The organism is Aequoribacter fuscus (genome assembly GCF_009910365.1).
Lineage (GTDB): Bacteria > Pseudomonadota > Gammaproteobacteria > Pseudomonadales > Halieaceae > Aequoribacter > Aequoribacter fuscus.
The window spans coordinates 1,179,339-1,194,752 of sequence record NZ_CP036423.1 but is presented as its reverse complement, the minus strand read 5'-3'; the positions used below and the strand labels follow the sequence as shown (position 1 = coordinate 1,194,752).

Here is a 15,414-nt window from a genome sequence, read left to right as displayed (position 1 = left end):
TCCAGTTTCGATGCCAATGAATGCGAAACGCACCAAAACATCGCACGTTTAGAGCAGTTTGCACCATATTGACACTCTTTTTGTCGGATTTTGGTGCATCGAAATTCAACACTTCAATGCTATACTTCGCGTTTTACGCAGGGTCAAAATCATGCAGATTGCTAAAAATTCGGTCGTAACGTTTCACTACACCTTATCCAACGTTGGGGGTGAAGAACTGGAATCGAGCGACCAAAACCAACCGGCCTTATATTTACACGGTCACAATAACATTATGCCCGCGCTAGAAAGCGCACTTGAAGGCAAGCAGGCGGGTGACGAACTTTCCGTCACCCTCGAAGCAAAAGACGCTTACGGCGAACGGCGCCCCGATAGCATTCAACGAGTACCGATCAAGCACCTTGTGAATGCACCAAAGCGTATTCGACCAGGCATGGCTGTGCAAGTGAACACCCAGTCAGGGCCACAGGCTGCTACCGTACTCAAAGTGGGTAAATTTAACGTTGACGTTGACAGCAACCACCCTCTCGCCGGCATGAGCCTGAGCTTTGCGCTGCAAGTCGTGGACGTGCGTGAAGCAACCGACGACGAAATTGCTCATGGCCACGCACATGGTCCGGGCGGTCACCACCACTAAAGCCGGCTTAGCCTAGCACCATCGGGGCCAGCCAAATGGCCACGATGGTGAGTAAATTTTTCTGAGATTCTATCTAAGCCGTCAGGCTCAAGAACAGCCCGTAGACACTACCCAGCAGACAAATCACGGTCGCTAACAGACCGATACTGAACCCGAGTTCGCGTTTACTCGGCTCTTTGTAGTATCCCAAAGCGTATAGCACTCGACCTATGGGGTAAAACACACCCACACTGGCAGCTGCCAGATCAGAGACGGTCAAGGCAAACAGCCACAGCGCGGGCAAGAATAAAATCAATCCTTCAATCGTATTTAGGTGCACTCGCACGGCCCACACGAAGGGCTCAGGGCCCGTCATTTCAGGGACTTTTACGCCGTGCTTCCCACGGGCAACACCTACCATCGCAGTCACCCAGAACAACACGAACAAGCACAATAAGGTCACCAGACCACTTAACGGATACATGAACATAGTTTTAGCCCTGTTATTTTCGTTAGATTGTATAGAGTGCAACTATAACTGCTGAAAAAGCAAGCGTCGGGCAAACCGATCACACACCATCATTCAACTCATCAAGCTTTCTGTTAGACTACATGTACGCCTAGGCATTTATTGAATCACGTTTAAAAGTATGCCTATCCATTCATCTATGCTCGCTTATGCTCGGGGGATCCAGGTTCATGTTAGTCGGCGCATTGGCACTGGTTCTTATTTTAATCGCCCTGTTAATCTATCTCATCGTGTCGCGAACTTCACGAGAGTCAGCAGCACGCGCAAAAGCAAATGCTAAACGAAAGCAAGCACGACCTATTGCCTCGAGTCGAGTCGCCAGCGGTGTCTTCGAGGTCGGCGGTCGTGAGACCCCAATCACCCCCAAGCCAGCACCGCAAGTCCCCCCGCAGCTGCAAGACTTTACGCTGTTTACGATCGATAACATCGAGCTGACAGAACGCCAAGCCATACAAGCGATCTATGAATCCATGCCGCCCCCTCACCCCATTCAGACACAGCTGGTCGGCGGTTTAGATACACCGGAAGAGCTAAAAGAAACCGTTGTGGTTGACGCAGGGCTCACAGCGGCCGTACTTAGAACCGTCAACTCAGCTGCGTTTGGCCTGTCCTCGCCCATCACCAGCGTGCAGCACGCGATTACGTATCTCGGTGTGACAGCGGTAAAAGGACTGGTCACGCAAGCGGCCTTCTCTGAGCGCTCGCCAACTGGGACCCCGCAACAACAGGCAAGCCTGGACAGGATTTGGAAGGCAGCTCGCTATTCCGGCGCCTTTGCGCAAATGATAGGGCAAGAATTTGCACTACCACGATTATCCGTGGTTGCTACGAGCGCGCTGCTCGCTAATTTAGGCGACGTGGCGCTAGCGACTGTGACCAAAGCTTCTCTGGAGGATTTCGACGACAACGGCACACTACTAAACCGAGCCAAACAGCAGCAAGAAAAATATGGTTTCAACAGTTTTATCGTCGGTGGCGCACTTGCCAAGCACTGGGGCTTGCCACCCGAGCTTGCGCACTCAATTGCGTCATCAGGTTTGTTACTGACCACCGCTCCGCAAGACTACCCTCTGCCCACAGAAACTTTGCAACAAAAACTGATTATCTACATCGCGTGCCGCATTGGCGATGCCATCGCGTACCGTAAAATTGATGATATTGAAGATTCTGGGATAGACGACAGCAACAACTGCGACCTCTTTTGGTGGCGTCAATACTTAGATGCTGGAAATCTGTCGCGTCTGAGGGAGTTATTTAAGGACGCAGGGTTTAAGCGTAAAGCAAATCGTCTGATCAACACCCTGGGTTAGCAAGAAACTGGGCCTACCGCTTTTGCGGCAGACCAAGTCACCAACTTAAGCTGTCGCCTCTTCGATCCCTAAGGCCTGCAGAGCAAACTTTTTCGCCGTCTTATAATCGGCTTTACCGTTCACAGCTCGGGGGACGGTCTCCACCCACACGTAATGCCTGGGCGCTTTATAATCGGCAATGAGACCTCGTACGTGAGCTTTAAGGTCAGCCGCATCTTGAACACCTGCTGGTACTGAGTAGACCGCGGTAACAGCTTGCCCGAACTTGTCATCTGGGACTCCCACAACAAGGCAGTCATAGATGGCAGCGTGGGCTTTCATAGCCTCTTCGACCTCTTCGGGATAAATCTTCTCGCCGCCACTGTTGATACAAATGGAACCGCGACCAATCAGCGTAATTGTTCCGTCAGCTTCGACCGTCGCGTAGTCACCCGGTACCGAGTAACGCACGCCATCAAACTCTTTGAAGGTCGCCGCACTCTTAACAGGGTCTTTGTAATAGCCGACCGGCACCAGCGCGGCACTGCAAACCAACCCCATCTCGCCGGAACCCGGAGTTACCGGAGTACCATCTTCTTTAATGACCTTGGCAAAAGGCGACAGTTCGAACTTAGCCGTTTTGTAATCGTTCACGTTTTCACGGTTCGTAATACTCGTGGCAAAGCTACCCTCGCTAGCGCCCATGCTATCGACGATGTTGGCATCCATATGGCGCAACAAGCCCTGTTTTACTGCAGCCGAAAACATCACGCCAGACGAGCCAATCAAACGAACCGAACTCAGTTCCATGGGCGAGCCTTCCGCATCGGCCTTATCCAGAGCGTCAACGATTGGCTTGGCGAAGGCATCACCAACAATGACCAATTCCTGGACACGCTCGCGCTCCACTAAACGCATGAGATCTGTCGCATCAAATGTCTGGTTGTAGTACAGCACCGCTGCCGCACCCAATGAGTGCGGAATAAACACACCAATCCACATCCCGGTACCATGCATTAAGGGGCAAGCAGGTAAGCTTCTCGATAGCGCCCCCTGCTCAGCAAACGCCTCGATACTGACGGCCAAATCGGCGGGCGTCTCGGGCGGAGGCAACGCTCTGAAGGCGCAGGCCATAGTCGCGAGCACCTTGGCAAAGCCGCCCTGCTCGTACATAACACCCTTCGGATTACCCGTTGTACCACCCGTGTAAAGCATGTAAATATCGCTGGCGTCACGTGCAATGCGTGGCATTGCAGAACCCGACGTAGCCTGCTCAAAGCTTATCGCGCTAGGCAGCACTGGCGTGCCTGGAGGATCAATCTCAACAAACACTTTAACCGCGGGGATGTCGTTTAAAATCGCTTCGAGTCGCGCGGCAAAGGCAGACTCATAGACCACTGCCTCGGCATCGCTGTTGTCAATAATGTAGGCAAGTTCTGTCTCCAGATAGCGGTAATTCACATTAACGGGACACAAACGCGCCTTCAAGGCACCGAACTGGGCAATCAGATACTCGGCTCGGTTGTACGAGTAAATAGCAACTTTCGAGCCAGGCTGTAAGCCGGCATCGACAAACGTTTGCGCCATGCGCGCGGAGGCTTGATCGTATTCTTGCCAGCTCAAATTGAGCGTATCGCTAATAATGGCGGGTTCAGTTGGAATAGTGTCGGCTACGACTTCCCAGACATTGGCTAAGTTCCAAACGCTTCCTGAATTCATTGTGACCTCTTATTGTTGTTTACCGCTTACGACCGCTTTATAGAGTACCAAAGCAACGGTCGATGAGTAGGTCAAGACTAGACAGCTTGAGAGGCAATTTCAATGTTGTTCGTGAGGACGGTATGACGTGGCATGCAACGCGCACAACCGCGCTTGCCGAATATCTAGAAAATATGCTTAATAAAATGGCGGAGCGGACGGGACTCGAACTCTTCCATCGGTGTTTTGCAGTGATTATAGGTGTATATAAATCAATACTTTAGCGCACCTCGAAACATAGCGAATCGCCAGAGTGGTCCAAAGAAATGGCCCAACCATTGCAGGCGGCTGCCATACAGGGGATTGAAGTTGCCTCCGTATTGAATACCGGCAGATCGATTAACTAGCTCGAGACAGGCCTGAACTTTATCTTTCCAACAACCGACGGCTGGGTGCTTGCCCTGGGCTTTTTCAAAGAAAATCCATTGGGTCTGATGTGTGAGGCGCTGGGCGTCGAGGATATGAGTAAAAAACTGGGTATTGAAACCGCTTCAGTGCTTGAACTCGCCAAACACAAGAGCACAGTGGAACCGATATTGGCAGCGGCATGTAAAAACCTCAGCACTGATGAACTGTTGTCCCGTTTGCAAGCCAAGGACCCGTTGTGCGCACCCATCATGAGCATCGCTGATGCCATGTCGCAACCACAAAAGAAGGAGATAAATGCTCTGACTGACGTTCCCGTTAACGGGCAAAAGAGCCTGCGGGTGGTCGACAGCCCATTGGCTTTTTCCCGAACACCAAGACGAGAACATAGTCCGGTGCCTTTGCTTGGCGAGCACACTGAGGAAGTGTTAGCTCGCCTGGGTTTGGATTCATAATATCCAAAAACATCGCTGGAGAATTGATTTGAAGATTACGGATGTCACGGTAACGCTGTTCAAATGGGAGAATATCCCGGTTAAAAGCTATGACCATGAAGTTAAGATGGTCACAAACAGTACCGATCTGGGACTGGTTAAGATAAAAACGGATGAAGGAACCGAAGGCCATGCATTACTGGGTTTGTGTGTTCATCCTGCCAGCCTCGAAGCACCGTATATCATACGTTTCCTGAAACCTATCCTTATGGGCCAGAACCCGCTGGATCGCGAGCGTCTCTTTCAGAGCATGTCTCGCATGCGCGCTCAAGTCAGCACACTGGCGGTCTGCGCTGTCGACGTTGCCTTGTGGGACCTCGCCGGAAAAATCAGCGGGTTGCCTGTACATGCCATGATCGGCACATTCCGCCACAAGACCCCGGTCTATGCGAGTTCAGAGCAGCACGATTCTGTTGACGGATATGTCGAACAAGCTCTTGCAGTAAAGGACGCTGGTTTGCACGGCTATAAACTGCACCCCAAACAACACTGGCGCGAGGATATTGCCGCCTGCCAGGCTGTCCGTAAAGCAGTGGGCGACAACTTTAACCTGATGCTGGATTCTCGTTCTGCTTACGACCTCGGCGAGGCGGTCAAGGTAGGTCGTGCGATAGAAGAACTGGGGTTCCTGTGGTACGAGGATCCTTTACCCGTCACGGATATCTACAACTATGCGAAGCTCAGGGAAAGTATGGACATACCGGTGATGGCCACCGAGTTTCCGGCTGGGTGGCTGGATGACTATGCGCCCTGGATCATGAACAAAGCTACCGATATATTGCGTGGCGACGTAATGATCAAAGGCGGCATCACCTCGATGCTAAAAATTGCGCATCTCGCCGAAGCGTTCGCCATGAAGCTTGAAATCCACCACGGTGGAAATTCACTGAATGATGTAGCCTATCTCCACATCCAGATGGCGATTCCAAACACCAGCTTTATGAAAATATTATTACCCCAAGAAGCCTGGTGGCATGGGCTCGTAGAAGAGATACAAATTGATTCGGATGGCTTCGCCCACGCCCCAGGCAAACCGGGGCTCGGATATGAAGTGGATCTGGAGCTTGTAGAGCGCCAGAAAATTGCAGTGTTGAGTTAAGCGCAGATCCATTCTATTTAATACAATACACTCGCACACAGCATCCAAAGTCTTGCAAAAATGACGCATATGTAGAGAAACAATTGGAATATGCACATTACGAGGCTCGTTTTTGGATTAAAAACGTGGACCTGAAAAATTCGCGGAAAGGTCCACTCCATGTATAACCCAGACGCCAAGCAACTTCATGACCGCTCCATTGTTATAGATGGGACTTGCCCTCTTGCGCGCGATCCCGATTGCTTTGAATGGTACATCGAGGGAGGCGTTACTATTATCACTCCCACCGTTGGAGGACCTGCCCCGACGCAGATGACTTATGATTATATTGGATATGTCCTGGAATTGATTCGCTCTCGCGATGACCTCATGCTGATTCAGAGCGCACAGGATGTCTATGATGCGAAATCTCATGGTAAAACAGGCATAGTCTTCCACTTTCAGGGCACTGATCCCATTGGCGATAATCTGAATAATGTCAATCTATTCCACAAACTAGGCGTTGGCATTATGCAGCTCACCTATAATGTCGACAATTTGGTTGGCTCCGGTGCGCAAGTGGATGAAGACAAAGGACTGACTGATTTCGGCAGACAGTTTATCGAACGCTGCAACGATGTGGGGGTTATTGTCGACTGCTCACATACCAGCGTAAGAACAACCCTTGAAGCCATTGAGGCTTCAAAGCAACCGGTGATCTGCTCACACTCTAATTGCAAGCAAGTCCATAAAACCGAAACAGCTAGAAACATCAATGACGATCAAATCAAGGCCATCGCCAAGTCAGGCGGTGTTGTTGGTGTAGTAGGTTTCCCAGGACTTGTATCCTCTTCAAGCCGCCCGTCTATGGATCAGTTTCTTCAACACGTCGATCATATTGTCAATATCGGCGGTATCGATCACATTTCACTGGGACTTGATTATTACCCAGGTCAACACCCTGTCGCAGACGAAGAAGAGGCTATTAAGATTTTCGAAGAGACAGTGGCCGCAGGCCTATGGAAAGGAACGGATTATCCAAGACCTCCGCACATCTACCCGGAAGGTATTGAAACACCAAAAACCATGCCACGGTTAACCGAAGCTCTGCTTGGCCGCGGCTATAGCGAAGATGACACCCAAAAAATCTTGGGGTTAAATCTGATCCGAGTCTATAAAGAGGTTTGGGGACAATAAGCCGCCTGAAGAAATTATTTCCACCAGATTTTGCTATTAAGCAAAAGGTCAAAAAATGTCTCTACTACAGATAGATGCCGCACAAGTCCAGGAACTATTGCCCGCCAAAGACTGCATCCAGGCAGTCCGAGAAGCAATGATTGCCTTCTCACAGGATAATGTTCAAGTTCCCTTGCGTAGCTCTATCCCCCTTGAGTATGGTAAGTCTCTGCTGATTATGCCTGGTGCCAGCAAAGAACTGGGCTTCTATGGCGTCAAGTTGATCAGCTTACACGCTGACAATGCCCAGAAAGGACTACCCACTATTCAGGGCGCTATCATTTTGTTTGAATATGAGACGGGCGAACCCAAGGCCATGATCGAGGGCTCCTCCGTTACCGGCCTTCGTACCGCTGCTGCGTCTGCGCTCGCCACCCAATTACTGGCTCGACCAGAGGCAAAGACCTTGGGAATCTTTGGTGCCGGATTACAGGCCGCAACCCATATTGATTCTATTGCCGCGGTACGTCCGATCGAGAGCGTCTTAGTTTGGGCTCGCAACCATGATGCTGCAGTGGCTTTCGCTGATCAGCAGTCAAAACGCACCGGCTTGTCTGTCAGCGCCGTCTCTGATCCTGCGAAAGCCGCCGATACCGACATTATCTGTACTGTCACTGCAGCGTCCGAGCCGGTTTTAAAGGGTGTATGGGTAAAGCCTGGGACGCACGTTAACCTTGTGGGCTCCCACAGTCTATCAGCTAGAGAAGCTGACACTGACTTGATTGTTAATGCCAGGCTCTATGTTGACTCGCTGGCTTCTACTGCCGCAGAAGCGGGCGACATCATGACTCCCGTGCAGGAAGGCGCTATCGACATGGGTCACATTATTGGCGAGATTGGCCAGGTCGCTATTGGTGATCTCGCCGGTCGCTTAAACGACAAGCAAATTACTTTGTACAAATCCTTAGGGATAACAGCTCAGGATCTATTCTCTGCGGTGTCTATTTATCGCCGCTTTTTAAGCGTGAACACGCAATAACGTTATGCTTTTTCTAAGGATGCCTGACGTATGAGCGATAAAATACTGGTGGTGGGATCAGGGATTATTGGTATTGCGTGTGCTCACTATTTATCAGAGGCAGGCTACCACGTCACCGTGATTGATCAGGGGCGCATCGGCAATGGCAGCTCCCATGGCAACTGCGGTATGATTACACCTAGCCACATCCTTCCACTGGCGCAACCCAGTGCACTGATGGACGGGGTTAAATCCTTTTTTAACGCCAACGCAGCCTTTCGATTGAAACTTCAATGGCGACTGGAGCTTTACCGCTGGCTCTGGCGGTTTACCCGTTTGTGCTCGCAAAAGCATTTGATCAATGGCGGCAGAAAACTCCAGCCCATACTTGAGTCTTCGCTACAGGAATACCGACATTTGTTTGCCAGCAACCCGTCCCTAGAGGCCGAATGGAAAGAAACCGGACTCCTCTACCTCTACAAGTCAGAGAGAGGCTTTTCTAATTTCGGCGCAACGGCGGAACTCATGGCTAAGGAGTTTGAGCTTAATTCTCGTCGCATAGACGGAAACGAGCTCCCGCAGTTCGACTCCGCCATCAAGAGTGATCTCGCTGGTGCTTTCTACTTCGAGGAAGAAGGCCGAGTACGGCCAGACCGCTTGGTCAAAGCTTGGGCACAAATGCTGACCGACAAAGGTGTTGAATTTATCGAAGAGTGCCGTGTCGACAGCATTGAAAAAGACGCCTCATCCATTACAGGTTTGATTACCTCTAAAGACAAGTTAACCAGTGATCACTATGTATTTGCCACTGGCGCCTGGTCGCCAAAGCTCTCGTCTGAGCTTGAGTGCGACATTCCCATGGAAACGGGCAAAGGCTATTCGGTAACGATGAAAAAGCCTCAGCATTGCCCACGGATACCAATAGCCCTTGGTGAAGCGCACACTGTTGTTACACCCTTCGACTCTGGCTACCGGATCGGGTCAATCATGGAGTTCAGCGGTTTTGACACCTCACTACCCGCTAACCGCATTCGTCAACTGCGCGAATCCACTCGCGATTACCTGGTTGAATCAACAGCCGAACCGATTGAAGAGCAGTGGTATGGCTGGCGTCCCATGACGTGGGACAGCCTGCCTATCATAGGGCGAGTACCCAAGTTTCATAACGCCTTGCTCGCCACCGGTCACGGCATGCTTGGCGTGACGCTGGCTCCTGTAACAGGCCGCTTGATCGCTGAACTGATCGCCGAATGCGATCCTCACGTTGCGGTTGATGCATTCTCAGTGAATCGGTTTAAATAGGGTCTACGGTTTGGTGGACATAGAATTCAAACCTTGTAAGTGTATTGTTAGCGCGGACCAACACCGCTTATGGCTCTCGGGGCCAGTCTAGATTGCACTTCAAAACTCAAAGGGCCGCACAATGATCGACACATCTGCCAGCTTCAGTAGCGACTATCAGGAAGCACGATCAAAATTTCTCCACGAAGCGACCGCTGCAGGCGGAGTTGTTGACTCCATGTCGCATCCAGAGCGGGGTCCTGATGGGCGCCCCCTTTTCACGGACGTCGCGGCGTTCGGACTGGATCAGGCCGACAAGGTCCTTGTCCTTATATCAGGAACCCACGGAGCCGAGGGTTTCTGCGGATCTGGCGCTCAGATCGACCTCTTACGGCGAGGCGAGATTGCCCGCTTGCCAAAGGATGTCGGAATTCTGATGATTCACGGGATCAATCCGTACGGTTTCGCATGGCTTCGACGCGTGACGAATGAAAACATTGACCTGAACCGAAACTGGATCGATTTCAATCAACCACGACCTCAAAATCCTAACTATGCTGAGTTGCATGCGTCGATTTGCCCTCCAAAATGGAATAGCGAGACGCAGAACGCCTCAGGGCAAGCTATAAAAAGCTACACCGAAAAGCATGGTTTTGCCGCACTTCAGCAGGCGATTAGCGGTGGTCAATATGACCATCCTGATGGGCTTTTCTTCGGCGGCACAGCTCCCAGCTGGTCACGACTCACTCAAGAACGCATCTTCTCAAACTATCTTGCACAGGCATCGCGAGTTGCAGTGATCGATTATCACTCGGCTCTCGGCCCTTGGGGCTTTGCGGAGCAGATAATGGTCGTGCCAAGATCGAGCAAGCAGTTTAAACGTGCTGCAAAATGGTACGGCTCAGCAGTGACTTCGGTTTGCGACGGCGCTTCGTCGGCGTCAGAAATTGGAGGTTCAGGGGTAGCCGCAGCGCCTGACCTGCTCCCCAATGCCGAGGTGACTTGTATGGCGTTTGAAGTCGGAACCGTGTCTCCGCTTGAAGTGCTGTTCGCGATGCAGGCCGATTGCTGGCTTCATGCGCACGGAGATCCTCAAAGCGCCGAGGCCGCGCCCATCAAAGCCGAAATCCGCCGCTGCTTTTATGGCGATACTGACGACTGGAAGGGAATGGTTACAGGGCAATCCCTCTTAGCTGTTCGGCAGGCGCTTGTCGGGCTGACAAGTTAGTAAAAGCAGCGTGATAGAAAGGCCAAGAAACGTCCTTAAATGATATTAGCGGCCGCAATCTTTAGACGGCAGCCTAAAAAATTGAGGTAATCATGAGGTTTGTAACTCTACAAATAATTTTTCTAGCACTTCTGGGAATTTCCAAACCAGCTCTATCCATAGCAGAAGAACAGTCAGTTACCGTTATTCTGAGCACTTCCCTGGGGGATATTGAACTGATGGTTTATCCTCAAAAAGCCCCCTTATCTGCCGGGGATTTTTTGAACTACGTGGATCGCGGTTTATACCAAGGAGCAGCATTTTATCGAGTCGTTCGCCCCGACAATGATAATGGTTTGCCAGTGATTGAAGTCATACAAGGGGGGTTACTAACAGAGACACCACCCACAGAACCCGTTACCCATGAATCCACACAACAAACAGGCATTAAACACCTCGATGGAACAATCTCCCTAGCCAGACGTGATGTTGGTACTGCCACCGCGGCTGCCTTTTTTATCACCATTGGCGATCAGCCCAGTATGGATTTTGGTGGTAGCCGTAACGCTGATAAGCAGGGGTTTGCGGCTTTTGGACGGGTGGTTAAAGGTATGGAGGTTGTACGTGCCATTCAGAAAATAAGGGATACTTTATCCTATGAAGACTCTTATATGAAAGGTCAAATGTTAAGTAACCCTATTATGATTGAATCAGTACAACGTAAAAACTAACTTTTTGCCAATACATAGGCCACTGAAGCATAAGAAGAATCGTCTTTTAGTCCAGTTTGCCGCCCTCGCGGGCACCTCGGATTAGGATATTATCTCTTCACTCAGATATCTTTTTTGCTTCAAATGCTTTTTGATTAGCGACCATCGTTTTTACATCCTCAAGCATGGCTTTGGCATCAAATACAATGCCATCCCTGATGGTGTAGATTATCCCCTTGGTTCTTTCCATCATACCGGTTTCGCGGTTCAGCTTCTGGTGACCCGTGCCGTATAGCACCTTAAAGTTGGCTAAAGGATTTTCATTGACGATAACCAGGTCGGCCTTTTTGCCGACCTGGATCGATCCCGTCTCATTGTCAATGCCAAGTAATTTCGCTCCGTTGAGTGTTGCTGCTTGCAGAACCTCCAGTGGATGAAAGCCCGCCTCTTGTAACAGTTCAAGTTCACGGACGTAGCCAAAACCATACAAGCCATAGATGAAACCAGAATCGGAACCGACTGTGACACGTCCACCAGCGTTCTTATAATCATTGATGAACTTCATCCACAGCTGATAATTTTCTTTCCAGGCAATTTCATCAGCCGTTGTCCAATCAAAATGATAAGCCCCATGCACTTTTGGATCAGGCTCAAAGGAACGCATGACATAAGGCATCCCGTAATCATCAAACCATTCAACGTTCCTACCCCGCATGAGGTCGCGGTTGGATTCGTAAATACCGAACGTCGGGTCAATGGTAAAGTCCAGTTTTATTAATTCGCTAATCGTTGCCTGCCAAACCTCAGAGCCTGGCTTGGCCGCTTGAGCCCAAAGTCGCCCCGCGTGAGCAAAGCGATCCTGTTCGTCATTGTAGTTGTAGTCACCGGGGTAATATTGCACTAGCCTGTCTGTAAACATCGCCTCTGGCAAACCGTACCAATGCTCCATGCTATCCAATCCCATGCGGGCAGAATCGAGTGCGTTTATCTGCGCCACTGAAATTTGGGCGTGGTGATACATGGTTTTCATGTTTAACTTGCGCGCTTGAGTTATCGCTGCTTCGATAGCCTCAGGGGAAGCGCCTGTAAATTTGATGCCATCTGCGCCTCTTTTGTGCACTGCCGTAACCCACTTTATCGCCTCTGTAGCTGAGTTCATGGTATCTGGAAAGAAGACGTGCACTTTCATTCGCGGAGCAGTAATCTTGCCTTCATCACTCAACTGTTTGTGTTTCAGCGTCCAACCGAGCCCCCCCCCAGAACCGGCTTCTCGAACCGTGGTGATACCATGTGCCAGCCACAATTTATTGACATACTCAGGGTCAGTGTACATACCGGACTCAACAAATGCATGAGTCGGCGTCCCCAAATGCGCATGGGAATCAATAAAGCCCGGCAACACATACTGGCCAGCAGCGTCAATAATGCGGGTGTTTTCATCCTGCTTTTCTTCGATGCGATGGAAAGAGCCAGCGCCGTAACCATCTAAACGCACAATCCTGTCATCTTCTATCACAATCGTTATAGGACCCTGAGCGGGCGCACCAGTGCCGTCGATAATATTGACATTTTTAATGATTAAACGCTTATAGGGGCCGGCCGCCTCATCACCACTAAGGGGGGCCACTTTTGCAGCCGCAACACCTAAGCTGTACACCTTGGTAATCATTTCTTCGCCAGGCTCGGCTTGGTCGACCGAGGCTTGAGCCGGCAAACCTAGTAACAAAAACATCGCGACCGCGAATGCTTTAAATATCATTGTCATGTTAATTATCTCCAAGGGACTTAGTAAAGCGGAAATTGGGCACTAGCCACTGCTGATTTGCCAATTTGTAAAACTGCCTATAAGCACCAAAAATTTAGGCCGTGCTTGACCAGTGACTTGCAATCGATAGGCGCTGAGTAATAAATAGCCCACTGCGATTAGGGCATAAGATAATTGTAAAAATAGAAGTGTTGAGAGCTTTATCATATATTCAATACCCGATCAGGTTATTTACTGGCGTCTTTATCTATTTCCAATCAACTGGATGATTATATTTTCGCTTCCATGCCAATCTCAGCGCCAAGTAACTCCCATAGAAAGCCACTGGAATACCAAAGGTGTTAATCAACATACCGCCATAGAAACCAATAGCTGACGGATAAGCCGATATTCCCTCTGGAGAAAAATACATCATTATTCTTGGGATATGGCCCATATAGAACAATAGGCCAAACACTAAACCATTAATGAAAGCGTAGCTCACTAAGTATGATTTCCAACCAAGATACAGAATGGGTAAAACAATAATAGGTAACTGAACGATGCTCACCATTGGCGGACTAGAAGACAATGATGTCATACCCATCGAAACTCTAATCAAACTCACTACATGAAAAAGAATAGCCACAACTAACCACAGCAACTGCAATTTTATTACCAATTTAAACTGGTTCACTCTCAACACCCCATTTACGCAATGAAATATTCATGAGTTTTGTTGCGACTCATTACCCAGGTACCCTTCGGCCCGCTGCACACCTGATTCCAGCGTGCGTCCCCCACAAAAATAATGATAAGCAGCCCAAAGCGCCAACAGTGGCGCCAATCCCAATGCGTAACGCAAACTTTCACTACCAAACGCTTCGAATAAAGCGTCGCTCAAAAAACCAAAAGCCAAAGGTCCTAGGCCAAGACCGATAAGATTCGTGATCATTAAAAAAATAGCACCGGATGTGGTGCGCATATGTGGGGGCGTGAGGCCCTGACTCAATGCTGCAGTAGGACCCGCAAAAAACCCCCCCATCAGCGCAGGAATAAAAAAGGCCGCAATCGCCAAGCTTCCCGTCGGAGCTACGAGCACCAGTATATAGCCAGGAAATAAAACCAGAGCAGCAATCGCAACGACCCAGCTACCCCAGCGTAAATCACGACGGGTATACCGGTCAGCCAGGCGAGCCACAACCAACATCCCGATGGGACCAGCCAGACCCATAGCAAGTCCCATTTGGAGACCAACAGAATCCGCGGCCATACCGTGAGTACGCTCAAGAAATGAAGGCAACCAACCGACTACGCCGTTCATAACCACCAGTAGAAGTCCCTGCCCCATAATAAGGTGCCTGTAGGAAGCTTGGCTCAAGACGAACCGGATGGTTTCCGTCAGTGATGATCTTGTCGCCTCGGAGGAATGTGTCAATTTATCGGCAAGCCCTCGCCTAGGCTCACGCAATGTCATTAACAGCAGTGGCGTCAGTATGAGCCCCGGGACACCGGCCACTAAAAAGGCTTCTCTCCAGCCATAATGTGCCGCGACATAGCCTCCAGCAATAAAGCCAGCCAGTATTCCCATGTTGCCACCAATAAAGAGAATGGTCATCGCAGTTGAGCGCTGGTCTTTTTCAAAAAGGTCAGAAATCACCGAATAGGATGACGGGCTGGTACCGGCCTCACCAACGCCCACTCCCATTCGGGCAATAAATAAGGTAAAAAAATTCTTTGTAGTACCGCAAAGTGCAGTCATTACACTAAAAGTGAGCACTGAATAGGCAATAATTTTTTTTCGACTGAATCGATCTGCCAAACGCGCTATAGGCAGCCCCAATGTAGCGTAAAAAATCGCAAATGCTGTACCGCTGAGTAAGCCCAGAGAGGTATCTGAAAGTGCCATCTCCGCCTTAATTTGAGGCAATACGATACCGAGAAGATACCTATCAAGAACGTTCAGGGCATACACCGCCGTCAGCAGTGCAAGCGCCCAGTAGCGATAGGCGAGTGCTTTATCATCGAAGGCTGACAGTTTATTCATTTACTTCCCTGGTCATGCTGGTACCTAATCCTTGTTACCACGATCAGCGCATAAAATCCCAAGATTTCAAATAAGCAGTAACCAAAATTTGGTTGTAACGA

The 15,414-nt window shown here is 50.0% G+C and carries 14 protein-coding genes; 9 read left to right on the top strand and 5 right to left on the bottom strand.

Features of this window, described 5'->3' with window-relative positions:
• Positions 1-151 precede the first annotated feature (151 nt).
• Positions 152-637, top strand: coding sequence for an FKBP-type peptidyl-prolyl cis-trans isomerase (locus EYZ66_RS05345; protein WP_009574659.1), 486 nt, complete (start codon positions 152-154; stop codon positions 635-637).
• A gap of 73 nt (positions 638-710) precedes the next feature.
• Here the strand turns inward: EYZ66_RS05345 and EYZ66_RS05340 are convergent, their stop codons facing one another.
• Positions 711-1,106, bottom strand: a complete 396-nt coding sequence (locus EYZ66_RS05340) for an MAPEG family protein (RefSeq protein ID WP_009574660.1) — start codon at positions 1,104-1,106, stop codon at positions 711-713.
• 209 nt (positions 1,107-1,315) lie between these two features.
• Here EYZ66_RS05340 and EYZ66_RS05335 point away from each other — a divergent pair, with 209 nt between their 5' ends.
• Positions 1,316-2,455, top strand: coding sequence for an HDOD domain-containing protein (locus tag EYZ66_RS05335; protein WP_009574661.1), 1,140 nt, complete (start codon positions 1,316-1,318; stop codon positions 2,453-2,455).
• A 45-nt stretch (positions 2,456-2,500) separates the two neighbouring features.
• On the opposite strand, the gene EYZ66_RS05330 is transcribed toward EYZ66_RS05335, so the two are convergent.
• Entirely contained in the window at positions 2,501-4,153 is a 1,653-nt protein-coding gene (locus EYZ66_RS05330; protein ID WP_009574662.1) for an AMP-binding protein, read from the bottom strand.
• A gap of 398 nt (positions 4,154-4,551) precedes the next feature.
• Here EYZ66_RS05330 and EYZ66_RS05325 point away from each other — a divergent pair, with 398 nt between their 5' ends.
• The 7 genes from EYZ66_RS05325 to EYZ66_RS05295 all read left to right on the top strand — a co-directional run bounded on the left by EYZ66_RS05325 (position 4,552) and on the right by EYZ66_RS05295 (position 11,543).
• Positions 4,552-5,013 (top strand): CoA transferase, encoded by a 462-nt coding sequence (locus EYZ66_RS05325; RefSeq protein WP_083814320.1) that lies wholly within the window; start codon positions 4,552-4,554, stop codon positions 5,011-5,013.
• 28 nt (positions 5,014-5,041) lie between these two features.
• Complete coding sequence (locus tag EYZ66_RS05320; RefSeq protein WP_160195613.1) at positions 5,042-6,151, top strand: enolase C-terminal domain-like protein; 1,110 nt, start codon at positions 5,042-5,044, stop codon at positions 6,149-6,151.
• 159 nt (positions 6,152-6,310) lie between these two features.
• Positions 6,311-7,327, top strand: coding sequence for a membrane dipeptidase (locus tag EYZ66_RS05315; protein ID WP_040815794.1), 1,017 nt, complete (start codon positions 6,311-6,313; stop codon positions 7,325-7,327).
• Between the two features lie 55 nt (positions 7,328-7,382).
• Positions 7,383-8,345 (top strand): ornithine cyclodeaminase family protein, encoded by a 963-nt coding sequence (locus EYZ66_RS05310; protein ID WP_009574547.1) that lies wholly within the window; start codon positions 7,383-7,385, stop codon positions 8,343-8,345.
• A gap of 30 nt (positions 8,346-8,375) precedes the next feature.
• Positions 8,376-9,626 carry an NAD(P)/FAD-dependent oxidoreductase gene (locus EYZ66_RS05305; RefSeq protein WP_009574546.1) on the top strand — a complete coding sequence of 417 codons (1,251 nt, stop codon included), beginning with the start codon at positions 8,376-8,378 and terminating at the stop codon, positions 9,624-9,626.
• A 121-nt stretch (positions 9,627-9,747) separates the two neighbouring features.
• Entirely contained in the window at positions 9,748-10,833 is a 1,086-nt protein-coding gene (locus EYZ66_RS05300; protein WP_009574545.1) for a M14 family metallopeptidase, read from the top strand.
• A 92-nt stretch (positions 10,834-10,925) separates the two neighbouring features.
• Positions 10,926-11,543, top strand: coding sequence for a peptidylprolyl isomerase (locus EYZ66_RS05295; protein WP_040815791.1), 618 nt, complete (start codon positions 10,926-10,928; stop codon positions 11,541-11,543).
• A gap of 97 nt (positions 11,544-11,640) precedes the next feature.
• Here EYZ66_RS05295 and EYZ66_RS05290 read toward each other — a convergent pair whose 3' ends face one another.
• The 3 genes from EYZ66_RS05290 to EYZ66_RS05280 all read right to left on the bottom strand — a co-directional run bounded on the left by EYZ66_RS05290 (position 11,641) and on the right by EYZ66_RS05280 (position 15,313).
• Complete coding sequence (locus tag EYZ66_RS05290; protein WP_009574543.1) at positions 11,641-13,287, bottom strand: amidohydrolase family protein; 1,647 nt, start codon at positions 13,285-13,287, stop codon at positions 11,641-11,643.
• Positions 13,288-13,534: 247 nt separating this feature from the next.
• The gene (locus EYZ66_RS05285; protein WP_040815789.1) at positions 13,535-13,963 is read right to left on the bottom strand and encodes a hypothetical protein; all 429 of its coding nucleotides are present in this window, start codon (positions 13,961-13,963) and stop codon (positions 13,535-13,537) included.
• A 30-nt stretch (positions 13,964-13,993) separates the two neighbouring features.
• Entirely contained in the window at positions 13,994-15,313 is a 1,320-nt protein-coding gene (locus EYZ66_RS05280) for a spinster family MFS transporter (protein ID WP_009574541.1), read from the bottom strand.
• Between the last annotated feature and the right edge of the window lie 101 nt (positions 15,314-15,414).

Coding starts and splice junctions, on each gene's coding strand:
- EYZ66_RS05290 (WP_009574543.1), bottom strand. CDS start 13,287: ATGACAATGATATTTAAAGCATTCGCGGTCGCGATGTTTTTGTTACTA.
- EYZ66_RS05295 (WP_040815791.1), top strand. CDS start 10,926: ATGAGGTTTGTAACTCTACAAATAATTTTTCTAGCACTTCTGGGAATT.
- EYZ66_RS05310 (WP_009574547.1), top strand. CDS start 7,383: ATGTCTCTACTACAGATAGATGCCGCACAAGTCCAGGAACTATTGCCC.
- EYZ66_RS05280 (WP_009574541.1), bottom strand. CDS start 15,313: ATGAATAAACTGTCAGCCTTCGATGATAAAGCACTCGCCTATCGCTAC.
- EYZ66_RS05340 (WP_009574660.1), bottom strand. CDS start 1,106: ATGTTCATGTATCCGTTAAGTGGTCTGGTGACCTTATTGTGCTTGTTC.
- EYZ66_RS05305 (WP_009574546.1), top strand. CDS start 8,376: ATGAGCGATAAAATACTGGTGGTGGGATCAGGGATTATTGGTATTGCG.
- EYZ66_RS05345 (WP_009574659.1), top strand. CDS start 152: ATGCAGATTGCTAAAAATTCGGTCGTAACGTTTCACTACACCTTATCC.
- EYZ66_RS05330 (WP_009574662.1), bottom strand. CDS start 4,153: ATGAATTCAGGAAGCGTTTGGAACTTAGCCAATGTCTGGGAAGTCGTA.
- EYZ66_RS05335 (WP_009574661.1), top strand. CDS start 1,316: ATGTTAGTCGGCGCATTGGCACTGGTTCTTATTTTAATCGCCCTGTTA.
- EYZ66_RS05300 (WP_009574545.1), top strand. CDS start 9,748: ATGATCGACACATCTGCCAGCTTCAGTAGCGACTATCAGGAAGCACGA.
- EYZ66_RS05315 (WP_040815794.1), top strand. CDS start 6,311: ATGTATAACCCAGACGCCAAGCAACTTCATGACCGCTCCATTGTTATA.